General features: G+C 45.9%; 11 protein-coding genes and 4 pseudogenes. 10 read left to right on the top strand and 5 right to left on the bottom strand.

Features of this window, described 5'->3' with window-relative positions:
- Position 1 precedes the first annotated feature (1 nt).
- The gene (locus JCM10512_RS07560) at positions 2–718 is read left to right on the top strand and encodes a LytR/AlgR family response regulator transcription factor (protein WP_044161875.1); all 717 of its coding nucleotides are present in this window, start codon (positions 2–4) and stop codon (positions 716–718) included.
- Positions 719–739: 21 nt separating this feature from the next.
- On the opposite strand, the gene JCM10512_RS07555 is transcribed toward JCM10512_RS07560, so the two are convergent.
- The 3 genes from JCM10512_RS07555 to JCM10512_RS07545 form a co-directional block, all read right to left on the bottom strand.
- On the bottom strand, positions 740–1,924 hold the full coding sequence (locus JCM10512_RS07555) for a C1 family peptidase (protein ID WP_044161845.1): 1,185 nt from the start codon (positions 1,922–1,924) through the stop codon (positions 740–742).
- A 97-nt stretch (positions 1,925–2,021) separates the two neighbouring features.
- Positions 2,022–3,227, bottom strand: a complete 1,206-nt coding sequence (gene bamG, locus JCM10512_RS07550) for a BamG family beta-barrel-assembly machinery protein (protein ID WP_044161843.1) — start codon at positions 3,225–3,227, stop codon at positions 2,022–2,024.
- Complete coding sequence (locus tag JCM10512_RS07545) at positions 3,224–4,549, bottom strand: DUF4270 family protein (protein WP_044161840.1); 1,326 nt, start codon at positions 4,547–4,549, stop codon at positions 3,224–3,226. Before JCM10512_RS07545 ends, bamG begins: the two co-directional genes overlap by 4 nt.
- 234 nt (positions 4,550–4,783) lie before the next feature.
- On the opposite strand from JCM10512_RS07545, the pseudogene JCM10512_RS07540 reads away from it, so the two are divergent.
- Together JCM10512_RS07540 and JCM10512_RS07535 are read left to right on the top strand one after the other, a co-directional pair.
- Positions 4,784–5,817 (top strand): annotated as a pseudogene (locus JCM10512_RS07540) (Kelch repeat-containing protein).
- Entirely contained in the window at positions 5,804–6,136 is a 333-nt protein-coding gene (locus JCM10512_RS07535; protein ID WP_081741248.1) for a DUF4907 domain-containing protein, read from the top strand. Before JCM10512_RS07540 ends, JCM10512_RS07535 begins: the two are co-directional and overlap by 14 nt.
- A 42-nt stretch (positions 6,137–6,178) precedes the next feature.
- Here the strand turns inward: JCM10512_RS07535 and JCM10512_RS07530 are convergent, their stop codons facing one another.
- Positions 6,179–6,700: a hypothetical protein gene (locus tag JCM10512_RS07530; RefSeq protein WP_044161871.1), complete on the bottom strand. Its 522-nt coding sequence runs from the start codon at positions 6,698–6,700 to the stop codon at positions 6,179–6,181.
- Between the two features lie 470 nt (positions 6,701–7,170).
- Here JCM10512_RS07530 and JCM10512_RS07525 point away from each other — a divergent pair.
- Both JCM10512_RS07525 and JCM10512_RS07520 read left to right on the top strand, forming a co-directional pair.
- Positions 7,171–9,366, top strand: a pseudogene (locus JCM10512_RS07525) (cation:proton antiporter).
- Positions 9,363–10,225 (top strand): annotated as a pseudogene (locus tag JCM10512_RS07520) (patatin-like phospholipase family protein). The pseudogenes JCM10512_RS07525 and JCM10512_RS07520 overlap by 4 nt, the downstream one beginning before the upstream one ends.
- Before the next feature lie 246 nt (positions 10,226–10,471).
- Here JCM10512_RS07520 and JCM10512_RS07515 read toward each other — a convergent pair.
- Entirely contained in the window at positions 10,472–11,344 is an 873-nt protein-coding gene (locus tag JCM10512_RS07515) for an aldose 1-epimerase family protein (RefSeq protein WP_044161838.1), read from the bottom strand.
- A 244-nt stretch (positions 11,345–11,588) separates the two neighbouring features.
- Between JCM10512_RS07515 and JCM10512_RS07510 the strand changes: the two are divergent.
- The 5 genes and pseudogenes from JCM10512_RS07510 to JCM10512_RS07490 all read left to right on the top strand — a co-directional run bounded on the left by JCM10512_RS07510 (position 11,589) and on the right by JCM10512_RS07490 (position 21,320).
- A pseudogene (locus tag JCM10512_RS07510) lies at positions 11,589–14,703 on the top strand (SusC/RagA family TonB-linked outer membrane protein).
- Between the two features lie 25 nt (positions 14,704–14,728).
- Positions 14,729–16,459 carry a RagB/SusD family nutrient uptake outer membrane protein gene (locus JCM10512_RS07505; RefSeq protein WP_044161835.1) on the top strand — a complete coding sequence of 577 codons (1,731 nt, stop codon included), beginning with the start codon at positions 14,729–14,731 and terminating at the stop codon, positions 16,457–16,459.
- Positions 16,460–16,498: 39 nt separating this feature from the next.
- Entirely contained in the window at positions 16,499–17,851 is a 1,353-nt protein-coding gene (locus JCM10512_RS07500; RefSeq protein WP_044161834.1) for a DUF4960 domain-containing protein, read from the top strand.
- A 31-nt stretch (positions 17,852–17,882) separates the two neighbouring features.
- Positions 17,883–19,460: a glycoside hydrolase family 32 protein gene (locus JCM10512_RS07495; protein ID WP_044161832.1), complete on the top strand. Its 1,578-nt coding sequence runs from the start codon at positions 17,883–17,885 to the stop codon at positions 19,458–19,460.
- A gap of 21 nt (positions 19,461–19,481) precedes the next feature.
- Entirely contained in the window at positions 19,482–21,320 is a 1,839-nt protein-coding gene (locus JCM10512_RS07490; protein ID WP_044161830.1) for a glycoside hydrolase family 32 protein, read from the top strand.
- Positions 21,321–21,412 lie beyond the last annotated feature (92 nt).

Genomic DNA, 21,412 nt, shown 5'->3' with positions numbered 1-21,412 from the left:
GATGAAATGCATTGCTATTGATGATGAGCCGCTGGCTCTGTCGCAGTTGGCCGGATATATTTCCCGCATCCCTTTCTTGACCTTACTCAAGCCTTGCCAAGACGTTTTTGAAGCGATGCAGGTGCTGTCTGAAGAGGAGGTTGATTTGATATTTATCGATATCAATATGCCCGATTTGAATGGCGTGGATTTCGTTCGTTCGCTAATCACGAATCCTTTGGTCATTTTTACCACGGCTTATTCCGAATACGCTGTAGATGGTTTTAAACTGGATGCAGTCGATTATCTATTAAAGCCTTTTGAGTTTCAGGATTTGCTTAAAGCAGCGGATAAAGCCCGGAAGAAATACGAATATTTGCGGCAGGAGAGTCCCGACGAGGCTAAGATTAAAGATGGATCTTTGTTTGTAAAAAGTGACTATAAGGTTATTCGGCTGGATATTGACAAAGTGAAGTACATCGAAGGTATGAGTGAATATATCCGTATTTTCATAGAGGGCGAAGAGAAGCCTGTGATGACCTTAAGCAGCCTCCAGAAAATGGAAGAACGGCTACCCTCTTATTTTATGAGGATACACCGTTCTTACATTGTGAATCTTCGGAAGATTACCGAGATTTCGCGCTTACGCATTATCTTTGATAAGAATACGTATATTCCCGTTGGTGAGAACTATAAGGAAAAGTTTACCGAATATATCAGCAAACTGAGTCTTTCCTGAGTTTACACGTACGGGGAATAATTATTTGATTCCTAACTTTTTGGCGATTTCTTTCGGAAGTGCGTCTTTGTGTACCAGAATGTTCATCGTTTTATAAGCGACAAATGCTTTGGAAGCATACCAGATTCCATTGTATTTTCCGCTTAATCCCCATGAGTTCTTTACCATGAAGTATTCTTTTCCGTTTTGGTCTTTAGCAACACCGTAGATTACCATACCGTGGTCGTCTGTTGTTTCCCAGTTGTCAAAAGCTTCCTGGCGCATTTCTTGTGTGATGTCCATTTCCGGCATAGGTCTGGTAGTCATTTCTTTGCGTTTGTCGGCTGCGGTCAATCCGGTCCAACGTGCCATATCCGAGCCCATCAGTTCGGCTCCTTTTTCAGCGTCCGGCATTACAGCAATTCCGTCGCGGGTAAAGCCTTGTTCGCTTACGTCACTACCCCAGGCAAAGGTAAATCCTTTCTGAACGGCATTGTCCATCACTGCCATCAATTCATTGATCGGAAGATTGTACGACAAACCGTTGCGCCAGTTGTCTTGGATCTCGATCGAGAATTGCGAATAGAATGGGTGGTGTGTGTATGAGGTCAACGATACATAGTCAGAAGCATTAAGTCCTAAAGACTGTACAAAGCTCTGGGGAGTATAGGATTTTCCTTTATAGGTAAAGTTTTCCGGGCATACTCCCAGGTAAGTATCATAGATTGAGCAGAGTCCTTTTTTCCATACGGGAGATAACTTAGTTAGCTTGCCTTTAGCGATCGCATTCACATAAGCTTCGGCTACTGCGTCTAGCTCGGAATGTACCGGCAAAGAATCACCGTACATAATACCCGGCATGGCTTCTTGCGGAACCAGACCGTAGTTTTTCATACAGTAGATAATGTCGTAGAAGCTTCCGCCCGGTGAGAAAGAGTTGTCGCCGTGGTAACGAACATAGTTGACCGCGCGGTCCTGCATGGTCTTATGTACAACAAACATTTCAGCAAAATCGTGCTCACCTTTACCGAGACGGAGCAATTCGGATTCGAGGAAACTTAAACTAGAGAAACTCCAGCAAGTACTCGAACGGTTTTGGTTTTTGATTGATGTGATGGGATTTTCTTTCACTGTAGTGAATACAAATCCTTCGGCAGGTTTTGCGTCTTGTGCCATAGCGCTTAGGCTAAACAAGCCTACAACAGCTGTAAGTAAGATCTTTTTCATTCTAATGAAGTTAGTATTAATTTGTTTAGGCAACAAAGATAGATAATACTAGGCAGAATGTCATAGTTCCGTTTATAAAATGCATAAAAAAACAGGGCTACTTTAGTTTTGCCCGATAAGTTCGCTCCCAGAATGATAGATTTAGGAAAAGAGACACCCCTTTTTCTCTTTGCATTCCGGCGGTGGCATTGAATTGGTCGTTGTACTTAATACCCAACGACAGAATGTTGCCGGCCGGTAATGTGAAGTTCGCTCCGGTACTGATGTAATAATTCTGAGCTTCTTTTTTCTGAATGACAACATACGAATTACTTATTCCGGCACCCAGTAATAGGGTCACCGGCTTGCGGTAAATGTTCCCGGCAGTATATCCACCTCCTATACTCACCTTATGCTGATTCTGATAGCGAATGATGGAGCGGGACGATTGCATGCGGCTCCAATCTAGGTACTTATATTCGAGCGCACCAAACCAACGCGAAGAGTGGTAACTGATACCGGCACTGACAAACTGAGGTAAAGCTTGGCGAACATTCGCTACATCTTCTTCAATGGTATTTCCTCCGGATGTGCTACTTGCGGATAAAGAGTTGTCTTGTTTCAAATCTTGCGAATAGCCGTATGTCGCCCCTAAGATGAGTTTCTTTTCTTTGTTTACCGGGATGGTGTATTGAATACCGAAGTCGGCATAGTAGGTGTGTTTGAATGAGCTTTCTTCGATGCTAGCCGAACCTTGTGTTTCGCTTTGGGTCAGGGTTCCGCCGATGTAGGACAAGTTAACTCCGACAGATAGGTTTTTGCCAAAGAGGTAGGCATTGCTGAATCCTATTTTAGAGAGTCCGCCGGAACCTTCGAATAGTGAAGAAACGGTTGTGCCGCTGGTGCCTGCCACTTCATTCTCCAAGGTGATTGCATATCCCATGCTGCTGACGGGTGCGAGAAATAATGCGCCGTACCAGCGGGGGAGTATTTTACAACCAATAGCCAAGTTGTTCAGGTTGCCTGTGATAGAACTATTGGTTATTCCTGTTTGAGTATATGACTTATATGCTCCCATGACTCCAGTGTCAAACACAAAACGTCGGCTATCGATAGCGGTCAAAGCTGCGGGGTTGGCGGTATTTAAAAAATGATCGTTTCTCAAGGAGATTCCTATTCCTCCTAAACCGGCGTACTGTCCTCCGTCTCCGGTGGAGAGCTCTCCGAGTCCGAACATGGAGGCGGGGGAACTCGTGGTGTTTTGAGCAGTTAGCAAACAGCATGGAAGTACATAAAGAATAAGAGGGAATATAACTTTTTTCATCGGTTGTATACTTTATAAAGAATGGTTAGTTTGACGTTTTTATCAACCGCTGTATTCTCGTTGTCTCCAAATACCACAGATTGAAGCGTATTGGTAAAAGCACCGTTGGGATATATCAGTTGGAGAATTTGCCGGTTATATCCGGTTGTTCCCAGGTTGGTTTGCAGGAAGGAGGTGATGTCGAATGAGTAATAGGTGTCTTCGTACGCTAATTCGTCAATAACAAGGTTTCCGGTCTGTACGGAGGTTCCTGCTGAATTGGTTATGGCATCTTGTGTCACATTGTTCTCATCCGCAGTATATAAAGACAGGGAGGAAGGCAATGGGTATGCTCCGTTGTATGTCCCTCGAACGGGGTAAAGCCGGAGTAGGGCACTCTCGATTGTCACGATCTCTCCCAAGCTGCATAGCTCATTTAGCGTTGGGAATTCGATGTTGATATAGGTTCCTGTCATTCCCTGTAAGTAGGCCATGTATCCGGTCTTATCTGATGAAGACGCATTGCTAAATCCCGGCTTCAACTCGGATAGATACGTGTTTTGGCGTTCGGTATGTACCTTATTATATGAATACGTATTGCTGGGAGTAAATGTCAGGGTGAGATCTTCTGTTATCTCCGCCAATTTGTGATAATAGACGGTTACGCATAGGCTGGAGTCACTTACTTGAAAGCCGGTGACGCAATTGCCCGATGCTTCCGGAATAAAAGCAATTCCGGGAAAGTAATCGCGGAAGTTTTCTTGTGATTCCACATATCTTGACTCATTCGCCAACAGATCGAACCATTTTTTGCCCCATGCGTCCGGCAGCCGAATCTCATGTTCCTTTGTGCGTTGCCCCGGTGTCGGTTGGTAGCTGAATGAGCCTAGTAGGGTAGGCGAATAGGCTACGGTGGATGTGTTGTAAAGATAATCATCGTATAAGGGAAGATTGTCTACCAATTGATATAAATTGATGCGTTGGGAAGCGAGTGTATCACCCAGGTAATTCCCACATGTATAGAGTCGAATCGTTATAGAATCGAAGGCGTAAGCTACATCTTCGCTGAAACTAGCTGAGGGTACTTCATATTCGGCATAAAAGGAGGCGGTTATGTCGCCGTAGAGCGAACTGTTGAAATGTCCTATCTGGCAGATTGTATCACTCGAGGTAGCTATTGAATCGGCTAGTATTGTATTCATCCGTACCGTAAATGTGTCTGTGACGGCATTCAATAGGGAACTCTCTATCCATTTGCTTCCTGCTGTCGACGATTCGTCCATGCAGGAGGTGACAGAAAGTATGGTAAATAAAGAGAGTATACATGAAAAGATATGTTTCATACTTTGGCTTTGTTTTGAGTCATTTGAGTGGGGCAAAGAACGGATATTCACGTACTTTGCCAAAGAACTATCGACTAATTGGGGTAATTTCTAGACCGCATTTTGATTAGTAGATGAAATGAGTTTATTGGTCGATAGTACTTTTACGACGCTTGATTGGCTTCTATCTTTGCCCCAGTTAATTAATCGGACTAAATGATGAATAGAAAGAAGAATCTAAGCAACAGATACTCAATGAACAATTTGTGTAAGCTGGTTGGTATAGTACTTATTACGATGAGTGCGTTGGCGTGTACGGAAGATGCATCGTACACGGCCGGAGTATGGAACCGCCGTTCGGACTTTGATGGGCTGGCGCGAAATGATGCGGCTGGTTTTACAATCGGTAATAAAGGCTATATATCCGGTGGCTATCGGGGGAGTAAATACAGCCGTCTGAATGACTGTTGGGAGTATGATATTGTGAATGACTACTGGACGCAATGCGCTGATATGCCGGTGTTGCCCGTAATGCGGCAGTCGGATTCGCGATTGGCGAAAAAGGTTATATCACAACCGGATACAACGGTTCGACCGATGGTTACTTAGCTGATACATGGGAATACAATCCGGCAACAGACGCATGGACTCAAAAGGATGATTATAAAGGAGGCGCGCGTAACTATGCCGTTGCGTTTGCCATCGGTGATTATGGATATGTGGGTACTGGAAATAACGGTAACTACCAGAAAGATTTTTATCGCTTCGACCCATCGGCTGCATCCGGTTCACAGTGGACCATCTTGAATGGTTTTGGCGGACAGAAAAGGCAAGGGGGAACGGCTTTTGTTATTAATGACAAAGCATACATTTGCGGAGGAGATAACAACGGAAGTGATGTCTATGATTTCTGGTCTTTCGATCCTGCTGCCAGTTCTCCGTGGACGCAATTGAGAGATATTGCCGATACGGATAGCGATAATGATTATGACGATGATTATACCTCAATCGTACGTACGTATGGGTCTAGCTTTGTGATTGATGGTAAAGGATATCTGGCTTTAGGGCAGACCGTCGGAGGCTCTCTTCGTTCCAATTACTGGATTTATGATCCGTCTACCGATCTTTGGGATGGAGAAGATTTGACTCCTTTTGAAGGAAGCGCACGTATCAAAGCGGTCTGTTTCTCCACAGGAAAGAGAGGAGTTATAGCTACGGGAGGAAGTAGCAGTAGTACATTCTATGACGATGCTTGGGAGTTGGATCCATATTCTTATGAAGAGGAATAAAATAGCACTTCTGGCGTTCTTCCTTATATGTGTATGTATACTGGTGCTTTGCGTAGCGGATAGCAAACAAGACCTGAAGCCGGAATCTTATCGCTTGGAGGTTGTGCAGGTGAAGCCGAATGGATACGGTTACCACATCTTGCGCGATGATAAGTTGCTAATAAATCAGCCTTTTATACCGGCCGTTTCGGGTAAGAAAGCGTTTAGTAGGGCGGAAGATGCCAAGCGAGTCGGTACGTTGGTGATGAAGCGATTGAATGCGGGCGACAACTTTGCGGTATCTCAAAAAGATCTGTTGGAGCAGGGAGTCAGCTTTTGAATAATAAAATTGGCCGGAGTCTATACTCTCCGGCCAATTTTATTATTTCTTTTTAGGTGTTATAATCAGGTAGTCTTCCTTGATAAACTCATCGTATACTCGCCTAGGGTGATCAAACGGGGCTACACCACTTCTGTCTTCATTGAAATTATCACGGCGGAATTGTTTCAGCTTTGCGTTGGCTTCGGCATATTCTTTTAATGTCTTGTGTTCCCTTCCGTATAGGGAGCTTTCGGTAACTTGGGAATCAAGCAGATTCTCTTTAGGTGTAAGGGTTGGTAAGAGCACTTGTTCCAATAAGCCACGATATGCGCCGTTATATTCACACCATACTATTCCTTGTACCACAGAAATACGGTAATCGTAATTTGACCAGGCGGTTTTGATACTGATCTCAGTGGCATAAATCTCTATCGTTGCTTCCGAACCAAATTCTTGGTCGCGAATAACTACGGTAGTTCTGCCATTAAGTTCTTCTTTCACATAGGTAATCCAGTGAGGAGAATGCATGATCTCCTCGATAATCTCGGACAATTTTTCTTTGATCTCAAACTTTATTCTCATAGCGATTGCCTTTGAACAGGACTTTTTATATATATCTATAAAACGTTTAGGATAGCCTAAAGTTACGAGTTTATGAGGAATAAAACAAGATTTAGTATAATTATTTGTTTTTTCAGAGAATTGGAACAGTAACATCTTGTTTTTAAAGGGATTCACCTGATTGATTATAGATAGTTTTTAAATGAAAATGGCATGAAAAACTAGACTAATAGAAGAGTTTTGTGAATAAAAGTGTTCGTACAAATGTCAAACTCTCGCAGCATTTGTTTATCTTTACCCCTGATTTTGTCAAAGGCCTATGATTACCTTAAAAATATGAATCATGCTTTTACTTATTTATTCTGATTGAATCGTATACGGATTTTCCGCATAGAGGCTGGGTAGATTTGTGCTTTGTTTTTGTTAAAACAGTTATTAGCAGGTGGTTAGTTGTTTTGGGCCGGACAGTAAATTATAAATTTTCAGAGTTTATGCAAAATAGAGCCAGAAAGAATTATATCATTTACGTCATTATGCTACTCGTCTTTGGAGGGCTTATTTATGTCGCGATTGGGGAAGGGGATCGGTTCTTGCACCATGCCGAGAACTTTCCGGCTATTCAAGGAGATCCCTTTACGATATTTTGCCAGTTTATGGCTGACAACTTACAAGAGCCGCTGACAATATTACTCATCCAGATCATAGCCGTATTATTGATGGTTCGCTTGTTTGGCTATCTGTTTAATCATATGGGGCAACCGGCTGTGATAGGTGAAATTGTCGCCGGTATCGTACTAGGCCCCTCTGTGCTGGGAGCATTCTTTCCTGAAATATTCACTTTTCTCTTCCCCACCGACTCGTTAACTAACCTGGGATTGCTGAGTCAAGTCGGGTTGATTCTCTTCATGTTTGTAATCGGGATGGAGCTGGACTTTAGCATCTTGAAAAATAAGATAAACGAGACCTTGGTAATCAGTCATGCCGGTATTCTGGTCCCGTTCTTCTTGGGTATTTTGGCTTCGTTCTGGATTTATGAGGAGTATGCATCCACTCAAACGGCGTTCTTACCTTTCTCTCTTTTTATAGGGATTTCGATGAGTATAACGGCTTTTCCGGTGCTGGCCCGCATTATTCAGGAACGAAACATGACCAAGACCCCTTTGGGAACGCTGGCTATTGCGTCGGCGGCGAATGATGACGTGACTGCATGGTGTTTGTTGGCCGTTGTAATCGCGATATCTAAAGCCGGAAACTTTGCAAGTGCTCTTTATTCGGTTGCGTTGACTGCTGTCTATATCATAGTCATGTTCTGGGTTGTGCGCCCTTTTCTTAGAAAAGTAGGGGAGGTATATGCTAACAAAGAGGCTATAAACAAGACGTTTGTTGCCTTTATCTTGCTGATTCTGATCATCTCTTCCTGCATCACGGAAGTAATTGGTATACATGCTCTGTTTGGTGCTTTTATGGCCGGTGTAGTGATGCCTTCGAACATTGGATTTCGAAAAGTAATGATGGAAAAGGTGGAAGACATCTCATTGGTTTTCTTTCTTCCGTTGTTTTTTGCCTTTACCGGACTCCGTACGGAAATCGGATTAATCAACAGTCCGGATCTATGGTTGGTATGCCTTTTATTGATAACAGTGGCTATTGTCGGGAAGCTGGGAGGCTGTGCCATAGCATCCCGTTTGGTCGGTGAGACCTGGAAAGACAGTCTTATTGTCGGTACCCTGATGAACACGCGCGGGCTAATGGAGTTAGTCGCCTTAAACATCGGGTATGAAATGGGAGTTCTTCCTCCCTCTATCTTTGTTATTTTGGTTATTATGGCATTGGTTACTACTTTCATGACCACGCCTTTGCTGCACTTTGTGGAGAGCTTCTTTGCACATCGCGAAGAAAAGATGTCTTTGAAACAGAAACTGATATTATGTTTTGGGCGCCTGAATCGGGAAGAAATCTACTTTCGATCTACTATTTCTTATTTGGCAAGCAACTGGAGAAGAAGCACTTGATAGCCGCACATTATACCGTTGGAACAGATTTAAACCCGATAAATGCGGAGCATTATGCGAGTGAAAACTTCACGCTCTTGAATGAACGGGCCGGAGAACTGAATCTGCAGGTAGATAATCATTATCGGGTAACTGATAAGCTGGTTCAAGAGATGATTTCTTTCGTTCGCAGGGAGAAACCTGATATGCTGTTACTCGGGGCAGGTAGCCATTACCGTCCTGATATGCCGGGTACACCGGGAGCTATTTTATGGTTGTCATTGTTTCAGGATAAGATAGATGAGGTGCTGGAACAGGTGAAGTGCCCGGTTGCTGTATTTGTGAACCGCAATTATAGGGAAGGGGCGCTAGTCAGCTTCGTCATGGGGGATGATCGATTCCTTCTTGCTGTCCTATCTCGAAAATGTGCTTTCGGGAGGCCACTCGGTTAGGCTCTTCTTATTCGATGCGGATGATTTGGAATATAAGTCGCGAATCAATGAACTGGTTGAGAGGTTCCCCAATCAACTGAATCTGGTTTGGTTTACTCAAATAGATGCCCTGATCACCGAAGAAAAGGATGGCCTGTTGGTTATGAGTCATCTTACCTATACAAAATTGACGGAGGAAGAAGATATTTCTCGAAACCTATCTTCTCTATTAGTGATTCGTCGAAATAAAAACAACGGAAAATGAAGGAAGGAATACAAATAAATCCATCTACCGGTTTGGTGCTGGAAGGAGGAGGAATGCGAGGGGTATTTACTTGTGGGGTTCTTGACTTTTTTATGGACCATAACATTCGCTTTCCTTATGTGATCGGTGTTTCAGCCGGTGCGTGCAATGGGCTTTCGTACGCTTCCGGTCAGCGGGGACGTGCCAAATACAGCAACATCGACTTACTGGAGAAGTACAATTATATCGGGTTGAAGCATTTGCTTAAGAAGCGGAATATCCTCGATTTTGATTTGCTGTTTAATGAGTTTCCGGAGCATATTCTTCCGTATGACTATGATACTTATTTCGCTTCTTCGGAACGTTTTGTGATGGTAACAACTAATTGCGTGACAGGCGAGCCCGACTATTTTGAAGAGAAGCAGGATAAAAACCGTGTGATTGATATTGTCCGGGCATCCAGCAGCCTGCCTTTTGTTTGTCCGATTGCTTATGTAGATGACGTTCCGATGCTCGATGGAGGGATTGTAGACTCTATTCCGTTGCAGCGCGCAATTGAGGATGGCTATACCCGTAATGTGGTCGTATTAACGCGTAATCGTGGTTACCGGAAAGAATCCAAGGATATCCGTGTACCTTCATTTCTTTATCGCAAATATCCGAATCTACGCGCCGCATTAAGTCGTCGATGTACGGTTTACAACGAGCAGTTGGAATTGGTCGAGCGTTTGGAGGATGAAGGCGTATAACTGTTATTCGCCCACTCAACCCTGTGCTTGTAGACCGTATCGAACGTGATACCCAAAAGTTGACGGACTTTTACCACGAAGGCTATGAGTGCGCCAAGCAGCTGTTCTCTTTCTCAGTAGCAGAGAAGTAGCTGTAAATAAGCTGATATTTACTCGGTTGCGTTATACCGTTACGACACTAAGATACTAAATTCTTTTCGTTCGACCCGGGTGTTTCTTTCGTTCCACCTAGTTTCCGTTTCGTTCCACCCGGGTCGAACGAAACGGAAACCCAGGTCAAACGAATAACTAGTTAAGCCGGGGTGTCTAATTTCTTATCCATTCAGACTCGTCCTATCAGCTTGGATACGCTTCGACTAGCGATTCGAGATAGCTGACTAATCGTTGATCTCTATTGTATAGCCGCCTTTGAAAGTATTGCCGGCTGCCAAATGCTGCATCCAATCCTTGTCTTTATACTCGCCTGTGTAATGCGCCCGGTCGCAACGGCCGTACCACGGTTCGATACATACAAACGGAGCGTTCTTGGCCGGAGGAGACCATAGGCCGACTACCGGAGCGGTAAAGTGCAGGCTCAAATAGGGCTTCTTCTCCTTGGTATATAGAGTTACTTTACGCACTTGTTCATTCTCAAGAATGAAAGCATCTTTATCGAAAGTATGCGTATCCAGTGGTAATAGCCCGTCCGTTAGTTCCATCGCATACTCAGTCGAAGGATCAGCACATCCCTTTTCCGAGATGAGGATGTAGCTCAACCCATCGTTCCGGTCGAACCCGAAGAAGCCGCGATTGGGTATCGCCTCATCAAAATCGGGCCAGTAAAATGCCGGGTGTGCACCGATTTGGAAGTGCATCTCTTTATTGCCTGTATTAGTAACCTCCCAGATCACTTCGATTTGCTTCCCTTGGATGCGATAGCCTATTTCCAAACAAAAGGCAAACGGGTATTTCTTCAACGTTTCCGCATTGCTTTCGAGACGATAGCGGACTTCTTCCGTACTTTCGCCAACAAGGGTAAACTCCATGTCGCGGGCAAAACCGTGCTGGCCGAGCGAGTAAACTGTTCCGTCCACCCGGTATTCGTTATCCCAGACACTTCCTACAATGGGAAAAAGCACAGGCGAATGTCGCTTCCAAAATGCAGGATCGGCTTGCCATAAATATTCTTTGTTGTTGGCCAGAATACTACAAAGTTCGGCTCCATGCGGAGAGACCCGAATGCTGAGTTGAGAGTTGGATATTGTTTTCATATCGAATGGTATTGGTAATCTGCCGACAAAAATAAGCATATTATTGATGAGACGGAGCGGTGTGTGGGCATGAAACAAAAATAAAAGCACTAAAGCCTTGATTCCGTGGTCTTATGTAACAAATCTGTTAGCCTTTGAAACATTTCTTTCAGTCATTGGGGCGAAAACCTCCTTAATTTGCAGTATTGATCAAGATAAAAATCGTACATTTAAATTAATAACATTAAAACTAATGCCTGGTATCATGAAGAACAAAAAACTTCTTAGCAGCGTTTGCTTCCTGTTTGTTTTCATCTGTGCCCTTGGGGCGCAAAACGTAACAGTGAAGGGAAACGTGACTTCCAAGACAGACGGGCAGCCGGTTATCGGTGCTTCTGTCATTGAAACCTCTTCTTCTGCAAATGGAACGATAAGTGACTTCGACGGAAATTTCTCGTTGACCGTTCCTGCCAATGCAACTCTGAAGATTACGTATATAGGTTACAAACCCATAACTGTTAAAGCAGCCGCTTCTGTCCGTGTGCAACTTGAAGAAGACACGCAGATGATGGAAGAGGTCGTGGTAACCGGCTATACGACTCAGCGTAAGGCCGACCTGACCGGTGCCGTATCGGTGGTCAACATAGAAGAACTTCAGAAAAAGGGAGAGAACAATCCTGTGAAAGCTCTTCAGGGACGTGTTCCCGGTATGAACATTACAGCCGACGGTAACCCGAGTGGAACCGCCACTGTGCGCATCCGGGGTATCGGTACGCTGAACAACAACGATCCTCTTTATATTATAGACGGAGTACCTACCAAGGCGGGCATGCACGAACTGAATGGCAACGATATAGAATCCATTCAGGTGTTGAAAGATGCCGCTTCGGCCTCCATCTATGGTTCACGTGCAGCCAACGGGGTGATCATCATTACTACCAAGAAAGGCAAAGAAGGAAGTATTAAGGTGAACTTTGATGCTTCGGTCACTGCTCGATGTATCATACCAAACAGGAAATGATGAACACCGATCAGTATGGACGCACGCTGTGGCAGGCTTATACCAACGAGGGGATCAATCCAAACTCCAACCCGATTGGCTATCGCTATGACTGGGGCTACGATGCCGGCGGCTATCCGACTTTAAATCAAATGCTCGTTCCCAAGTATATCGATTCGGAGAATAAGATACCGACGGCTGACACGGACTGGTTTGACGAGATTACACGTACCGGCTTTATCCAGCAATACAATGTGTCGGTGACTAATGGAACGGAGCGTGGCACTTATTTCTTCTCGCTCGGCTATTATAAAAACGACGGATTGATTAAGTATTCAAACTTCGACCGTATTTCGGCTCGTATGAACTCGGAATATAAGCTGATTGGCGATATGTTGACCATCGGCGAAAACTTTACCCTGAATCGGACTACCGAAGTTCAGGCTCCGGCAAATGTACTAAGTGACGCATGATCTCCTTACCTATGATTCCCGTGCATACAACCGACGGTGGGTGGGGAGGACCCAATAAAACGATGCCCGACCGTCAGAACATTGCCCGTGTGAACTACGATAATAAAGATAACCGCTATACGTACTGGCGCATCTTTGGTGATGCTCACGTCAACTTCAATCCGTTCAAGAACTTCAATGTACGTTCGACCTTCGGGCTGGATTATGCGCAAAAGCTCAAACGCTCGTTTACGATTCCGTATGAGAACGGTACACTCAGCAACAGCACCAGCGCAGTCAATATGGTACAGGAACATTGGACCCGTTGGATGTGGAACGCCATTGCTACATACAACTTTGAAATCAAGAAACATCGGGCCGACTTTATGATCGGTACAGAGCTGAACCGAGAAGATGATGTGGCGTTCGGCGCTTATCGCGAAGGGTTTGCCGTGATTTCTCCCGATTATATGTATCCTGATGCGGGAACAGGCATATCGAAAGCTACCGGTGGAGCAGGCGGCTTTACGCTGGCTTCCTTCTTCGGAAAAGCGAACTACGCGTATGCAGACAGATATTTGGCTTCCTTGACCATTCGTCGTGACGGCTCTTCCCGTTTCGGACAGAATAACAAATGGGGAACCTTCCCGTCTGTATCGGTAGGATGGCGTATCAGTGAAGAAGCGTTTATGCAACGTACGAGAAATGTGATCGATGATTTGAAGATTCGGGCCGCCTGGGGGCAGACCGGTAATCAGGAGATCGAAAACACCGCACGCTATTCTATTTACGAAGCCAATTACGGCACAGGCAATTCGCCTACTTATGGTACTTCCTATGACATTACCGGGAGTAATGGTGGGGCGTTGCTTCCCTCCGGTTTCAAGCGCAACCAATTGATGAACGAAAATCTCAAGTGGGAGACAACCACGCAGACCAATATCGGGGTCGATTTCTCACTGTTCAACCAATCACTGTATGGATCGGCCGAATATTTCGACAAAAAGACCAAAGACATTCTGATTAAACCATCCTATATCGCTGTGATCGGCGAAGGCGGAGGCCAGTGGAGAAATGTAGGCGAGATGGAGAATAAAGGCTTTGAACTGAATCTGGGTTATCGCAACAAGACAGCCTTCGGCCTGACGTATGATGTCAATGCGAATGTGTCTTTCTACCGGAACGAAATTCTGTTTGTACCGGAGGACGTTGCTTCTACCGGTGACTTCGGAGGCGACGGAGTGATGAATATTATCGGTCACGCAATCAATATGCGTGCCGGTTATGTAGCCGACGGCCTGTTCAGAACGCAGGAAGAAGTAGACGCTTACCATGCTGCCTACGACGTAAAGATGGGACAACCGGGACTGGGACGTATCCGCTACCGGGATGTTAATAATGATGGAGTGATCGACACGAAAGACCAGGACTGGATCGGTAACCCGAATCCGAAGTTCACGTACGGTTTGAATATAAACTTAGGGTATAAGAATTTCGACCTTAGTATGTTCTGGCAAGGAGTGCAGGGAGTAGATGTGGTAAACGATGTGAAGAAGAATACCGACTTCTGGTCGTTGGGAGACATGAACGCCAACCGGGGAACTCGCCTGTTGGGAGCTTGGTCACCCTCGAATCCGCAGTCCAATATCCCGGCCGTGTCGGTTTCCGACCTGAACAATGAAGCACGCTTCTCCACCTACTTTGTGGAAAACGGCTCGTACCTCAAACTTCGTATGTTGCAACTGGGATATACGCTTCCGGAAACACTTACTCAAAAGATTCGCATGTCTAACCTGCGCTTCTACGTGAGTGGTGACAACCTATTGACGATTAAAAGCAAGAAGTTTACAAGCATGGATCCCGAGAATCCGAACTTCGGTTATCCGATTCCGATCAATCTGACTTTTGGCTTTAACGTTAGCTTCTAATTAATTACTAATACCTGAGATGACAATGAAAACAAGAAATATACTTTTATCCATGATGTTGGGAGCCACTTTACTCGGAGTTGCCGGTTGCAATGACTTCCTCGATCACTCCAAACCGAAAGGCATTCTTTCGGAAGACGATATCATGAAGCCCGAATATGTGGACAACGCAGTCATTGCGGCTTATGCCTATATGGTGAGTGGGGAAGACATGAACAGTTCGTTCCAACTATGGTCATTCGGCAATGTCCGTTCCGATGATGCGTATAAGGGCGGGTCGAACACGGAAGACGGTTCGCATATGCATTACATTGAAATATCCAACGGACTGACGACCGATTTATGGACGCTGGACGATATGTGGTATCGTTTGTATAGCGGAGTTGCCCGCGCCAATATCGCCTTGCGTTCTCTGCAAAAGATCGATGAGGCCAGCTATCCGTTGAAGTCGCAACGCATGGCGGAAATGCGCTTTATCCGTGGTCACTTTATGTTTAAACTCAAGGAGATGTACAAGTACATTCCGGTAATCGACGAGAACATCGAACAAAACATCGAAGCGTATCGCAAAGTGTCCAACCGTGTGTACACCAATGACGAGTTGTGGCAGAAGATAGCCGATGATTTTAAATTCGCTTACGACAACCTACCCGTCAGTCAGGCGGATAAAGGGCGTCCTACGCATGCTGCGGCAGCTGCTTACTTGGCAAAGACATATCTCTTCAAAGCCTACCATCAGGACGATGTGAAGACAAACAAAGTAACGAGCATCAATGCCGATGATCTGAAGCAAGTGCTGACCTATACGAATCCGCAGATCTATACCAACGGAGGTTTCGGTCTGGAAGACGACTTTGCTTATAACTTTCTTCCTTATCAGTATGAGAATGGGAGAGAATCGATCTGGGCTGTTCAATACTCCGAGAATGACGGAACGCTGTACGGCAACCTGAACTTCGCTTTCCAACTGACCGCACCGCAGGGCGTGGGATGCTGTGACTTCAATAAGCCTAGCCAGAACCTGGTGGACGCTTTCAAAACAGACGATAAAGGACTTCCTTTGTTCACCAGTTATGACAATAAAGTCTACAACAACCTTTCCGACAATGTCGATCCGCGTTTATTCCATACGGTAGCTATGCCGGGATTTCCTTATAAGTACAATACGAATGTAGAATACACCGAAAGTTGGGCACGTGCGCCCCAGATCTACGGCTATTATGCTTCGATGAAAGAGAATGTCGACAAGGAGTGCAGTTGCTTGATACAGAACGGTGTATTCTTTGCCAATTCGAAGAACTGGATTGTGCTGCGTTATGCCGATGTGATGTTGATGCGTGCCGAAGCCGAAATCGAATTGGCGGACTTAGGTGCTGAAGGTGGTAACCTGGAAGATGCCCGGCAGCTTGTCAATACATTGCGTCAACGTGCTTTGGACAGCCGGACGCTGATTTTCGATTACAATGCCAAATATAAGATAGGTAAATACACCACCGCATGGAGTGTTGACGAAGGCCGTCAGGCATTGCGTTGGGAGCGTCGCCTGGAGATGGCGATGGAATGTGGACGCTTCTTCGACTTGGTACGTTGGGGAATTGCCGACATTACTTTGAATGATTTCTATGGCTCGGAGAAAAGCCGCCGTTCGTATTATAGCAACGCTTCCTTCACCAAAGACAAGAATGAGTACTGTCCGATTCCACAGAAGCAGATCAATTATAGTAAAGGCGTCTATGTGCAGAACTGTGGATGGTAAAATGAAAAACAAAAAGTCTAATTTAGAAAGCATACGATCATGATAAAGAATATAAATACCGTGCTTCTGTTGGCTGTACTCTGGTTGGCGGCAGGATGCGATGACGATAATAAAAGTGGCCTGGCATTGAACGGTGAAAACTTCATCACCTCCTTTGCGATAGACGGACAGGAAGGCGAGATAGACCAGGTCGGTAAGACAATAGAAGTGTTTATGCCTGTCGGAACAGATTTGGCTGCACTAACTCCGGCGTTCACCCTTTCCGAAGGAGCCGTTTCGAATATTCCGAGCGGATCGACCGTGAACTTTATAGCACCGGTAGTCTATACGATAACCAACGGAAGCACCTACCTGAACTATACCGTGAAGGTGCGTTGCTACGAGGCCCTGATAACAAGCTTTGTTGTTAATGACGCCGATGATAACAAATACACCGGAGTCATTGACGAAGCTTCGAAAACCATCGAACTTTATGTGCCCGGTAAGGTCGATCTTACCCGTCTGCGAGTGAACTACGTGCTGAGCAAACATGCGCAGGCTGTTCCTGCCACTAACTCGGTGTACGATTTTACGAGTCCCGTTACCTTTACGGTGACAAACCACGGAGCAAAGAGTGAATACCTCGTGAAAGTGGTTGCCAGCGATATGCCTGTTACCGCATTTATGGGTACGGCAGCAACGGTCGACGATTTGAAAGATGAAGAGAAAGCGGCAGCCCAATGGATGCTGAACAATATTCCCCGTTCTATTTATGTCTCCATGCGTGATCTGATCAGCGGAGCCGTGAAGCTCGATCCGGAAGCGTGTAAAGCTATCTGGTGGCATGGTGACGACGGTAACTGGCCTTCTCAGGCATGGGATTCACGCGAGGCGGTGAAAGCTTACTATCAAAATGGAGGTAACTTATTGCTTTCACGTTACGCCATCCGTTACATCAATGATGTCTATCAGATAGCGAAGAATCAGCAAGGCCCGAATGCCGAAGGAGGTGAAGCGATTGAACAATTGCCTAATCCGGCCGGATTTAAAATTGGTGATGCTACGCATAGCCTGTTCTCCGGTTTAGAGAAAGATAACGAAAAGGTCTATTTGATCAGCGCGGGGCTGGCTACCACCAACCATGCCGTTCAATGGAATGTAACGACGGGCGATTATGCCGGCTTGGACGACTGGAGCGCGAAGACAGGTGCGGTGGCGTTGGCTTATGATGTGAACGATGGGAATCTGGTTTCTATGGCTGAATTTCCGGCACGCTCCAAAGGAGCAGGTAAGGTGATTTGCATCGGTTCGGCTGCTTTTGAGTGGAATCTCAAAGGGACAAATGCCTCCGAAAACAACCGCCACCAGTTGGTGAAGAATGCGATCAATTACCTGATCGGGTTTAATGAATAACAAACGATAATGATTCAAAATGACAGTAATTATGAGACCAATGATACTTACTTCTATACTTTTTGCAGGCTTCTCGTTGCTTGCCGCATCCTGCGATAATGAGACCATTTTGCGTGGTAACGACAATCCGCCGGCTATTCAATCCGATTTGGATCAAACTACCGGATATTTTAGTTCGACCGAGGCGGCTAAGTGCGACCTGTTTTACAAACCGGCTATTGGCTATGTGGGTGACCCGATGCCGTTTTATGATCCGCAGGCCAAGGACTTTAAGATTCTGTATCTGCAAGATATGCGCGATGGAAATTCGGTGGTTTACCATCCCATCCATCAGTTGGTTACCACAGATGGCGCATCCTACCAATCGCTGGGCGAGACTATTGCTTGCGGAAGCGCGGCTGAAGACGATCCGGCTATCGGTACCGGAAGTACGGTTTACGATGAGGCTACCAAGACGTATCACACATTTTACACCGGACATAAATCAGCCAGTCCGCGTGAAGTCATCCTCTGCGCTACCTCTTCCGACTGCAAGTCGTGGACCAAAGATCGTTCTTTCCGCTTGCAGGCACCGGGCAACTACAATGTAGACGAGTTCCGCGACCCGCATGTGTTCTATGATGAAGACGCACAGATTTACCGGATGTTGCTATCGGCTATTCGGGACGGACGTTCGGTCATCGCACAGTTCACCTCGTCCGATTTGCGGAAGTGGAATGAAGTTGATCCTTTCTTCTATACCAAGTGGAACCGTTTCTACGAATGCCCCGACGTTTTCAAGATGGGCGATTATTGGTACATGATCTATTCGGATAAAGATGTGACACGCAATGTACAGTATTTCTATGCGCCTACGTTGCAGGGATTGATGAGCATGGGAGATGATCCCGCATTCCCACACCTGTTTGAAGGCAAGTTGGAAGGACTCTCTTTCTACGCCGGGAAGACAGCCGGAGACGGCACGAACCGCCACCTCTGGGGTTGGTGTGCCACCCGTGCGGGAAACACAAATGAGAAGACAACCGATTGGGCAGGGGCGCTGGTTGCTCATAAATTGGTGCAGCATGCCGACGGTACGCTTGGCCTTACCTATCCTGATGCGGTATACACCACTTGCAAACAGGCGGTTACGCTCACGGAAATGAGTAAATCAGAAGGCGTGACTGGCAATGCATCGACCGGCTATCAGCTGAATGCAGGACAATCCGTACGCTTTGCCCGCTTGCAATACGTAAATAAAGTAGAGATGAAGATTACGACTACGCCGGGGACCTCCGTGTTTGGCGTGTCGTTGGTCGACTGTTCCGATCGGAACTACAAATACGGTTTGTATATCGAGGATCGGTGGGATAATCTGAAGTTCGATAAAGTGACCACCCTTGATGAAGGAGGTGAGGAGCGAGCTAACATCAACTCCAAACAGTTTATTCACGCTGCCGACGGGGTTTATCAGGTTACGGTTGTTTCCGATCATTCGGTTTGTGTGGTGTATATCAACGGGCAGTATGCGTTTACCAACCGGATTTACGGTATGCAGCGCAATCCTTGGGGAATCTTCTGTTCAGACGGATCGATAACTGTTTCCGACCTAAAATATACAGTCAAATAACTAGCTTAATACCATAAAGACATGAATTATATTACTTCTTATTTCAACGGATTGAAAGTGTTTGTATTTCTTCTTTGCCTGACGGGCTTGAGCCTTTCTCTACCTGTTTATGCGGGCGATCCGGCGTTAACGATCCGGAATCTGGGCGAAGGACACTGTTTGGTACGCGTGAATACGAATCAGAAATACTTGCTTTTGCCGGTAGAAGACGCATCTCCCGATGTGAGATTCAGCATGATTGTGAATAATAAAGAGGTGGACGCGTTCGACGTTCGTCTGGCAGTGAATAAAGTGGACTATTACGTTCCCGTTGACTTATCGGCCTATGCCGGTAAACAGATTTCGTTCGCGTTCCGGTTGCATTCCAACGATCCGGTACGTGTCAGCCTTTCACCGGACAATACAGCCGGTTGCAAAGAAATGAAACTTGCTGATACGTTCGATACGAGCAACCGCGAGAAGTTTCGCCCTTTGTATCACTTCGCACCGTTGTACGGCTGGATGAACGATCCGAATGGCATGGTTTATAAAGATGGCGAGTATCATTTATTTTATCAGTACAACCCTTACGGTTCTAAATGGGGCAATATGAACTGGGGACATGCCATCAGCAAAGATTTGGTGAATTGGGAACATCGTCCGGTGGCCATTGCGCCGGATGCGTTCGGAACGATATTCAGCGGTTCGGCGGTAATCGATCACCGGAACACAGCTGGCTTTGGTGCGGGTGCGATTGTGGCAATCTATACGCAAAATGGTGACCGACAAGTGCAAAGCATTGCATACAGCACGGACAACGGACGGACGTTTACCAAATACAATAACAACCCTGTGCTGGTTTCGGAAGCACGTGATTTCCGCGATCCCAAAGTCTTCTGGTACGAAGCGACGCAGCGTTGGGTCATGATTCTTGCCGTGGGGCAGGAAATGCAAATCTTCTCTTCTCCCAACCTGAAGGACTGGGCGTTTGAAAGCAGCTTCGGTAAAGGGCAAGGTGCGCATGGTAATGTGTGGGAGTGTCCCGATTTGTTCGAGCTTCCGGTGGAAGGAACGAATGAAAAGAAATGGGTACTGCTTTGCAGTCTGGGCGATGGTCCTTTCGGTGACTCGGCTACGCAATATTTTATAGGTACGTTCGATGGGAAAAAATTCGTAAACGAATCGCCCGACAAAACCAAATGGATGGATTGGGGGAAAGATCATTATGCAACCGTAACCTGGAGTGATGCTCCCGATAATCGGCGCATTGCGTTGGCGTGGATGAGTAACTGGCAGTATGCCAACGATGTTCCGACGTCACAGTATCGCAGCCCGAACTCTGTTCCGCGCGACCTGAGTCTGTTTATCTCCGGAGGTGAAATACTTCTCCAATCGGCTCCCGTTCCCGAACTATTGAAGCTGCGTACCATTTCAAAGAAACGTTCATTTAAGGTAAACGGTACGCATAAGGTTGCCGAACTCTTTGCCGGCAATGAAGGAGCTTACGAAATTGAGCTTACAATCAAGAACCAGCATGCCGATCTTATCGGCTTCCGTCTGTGCAACAATCAGGGCGAAGAAGTCGATATGCACTATGATATGAAGCAACAACGCTTCTCTATGGATCGTCGTAAGAGTGGGCAAGTTGGCTTCAATGAGAACTTCCCCATGGTTACTTGGACGGCTCTTGAATCCGGCAAGGGAGAACTGAAACTCCGCCTGCTGGTCGATAAGTCGAGCATAGAAGCTTTTGGAAACGGTGGACGCTTTGCCATGACCAATCAGGTTTTCCCTTCGGAACCTTACAACCGAATGGAGTTTTACAGCCAAGGTGGTGCTTTTAAAGTCGACTCTTTCGTGGTTTATACCTTACAAAGGTAGGGTACTGCCTTACTTTCGGACTTTTTTCTCGCTGGCTTGCCGGAATGTTTCTTTTATAGGTTAGGGCATTTCCCTTTGGCAGTAAGCAATTG

The sequence above is a fragment of the Bacteroides reticulotermitis JCM 10512 genome (assembly GCF_000517545.1).
GTDB lineage: Bacteria > Bacteroidota > Bacteroidia > Bacteroidales > Bacteroidaceae > Bacteroides > Bacteroides reticulotermitis.
Note: the sequence above shows the minus strand (reverse complement) of the source record. Positions and strands in the feature narration are given on the sequence as shown.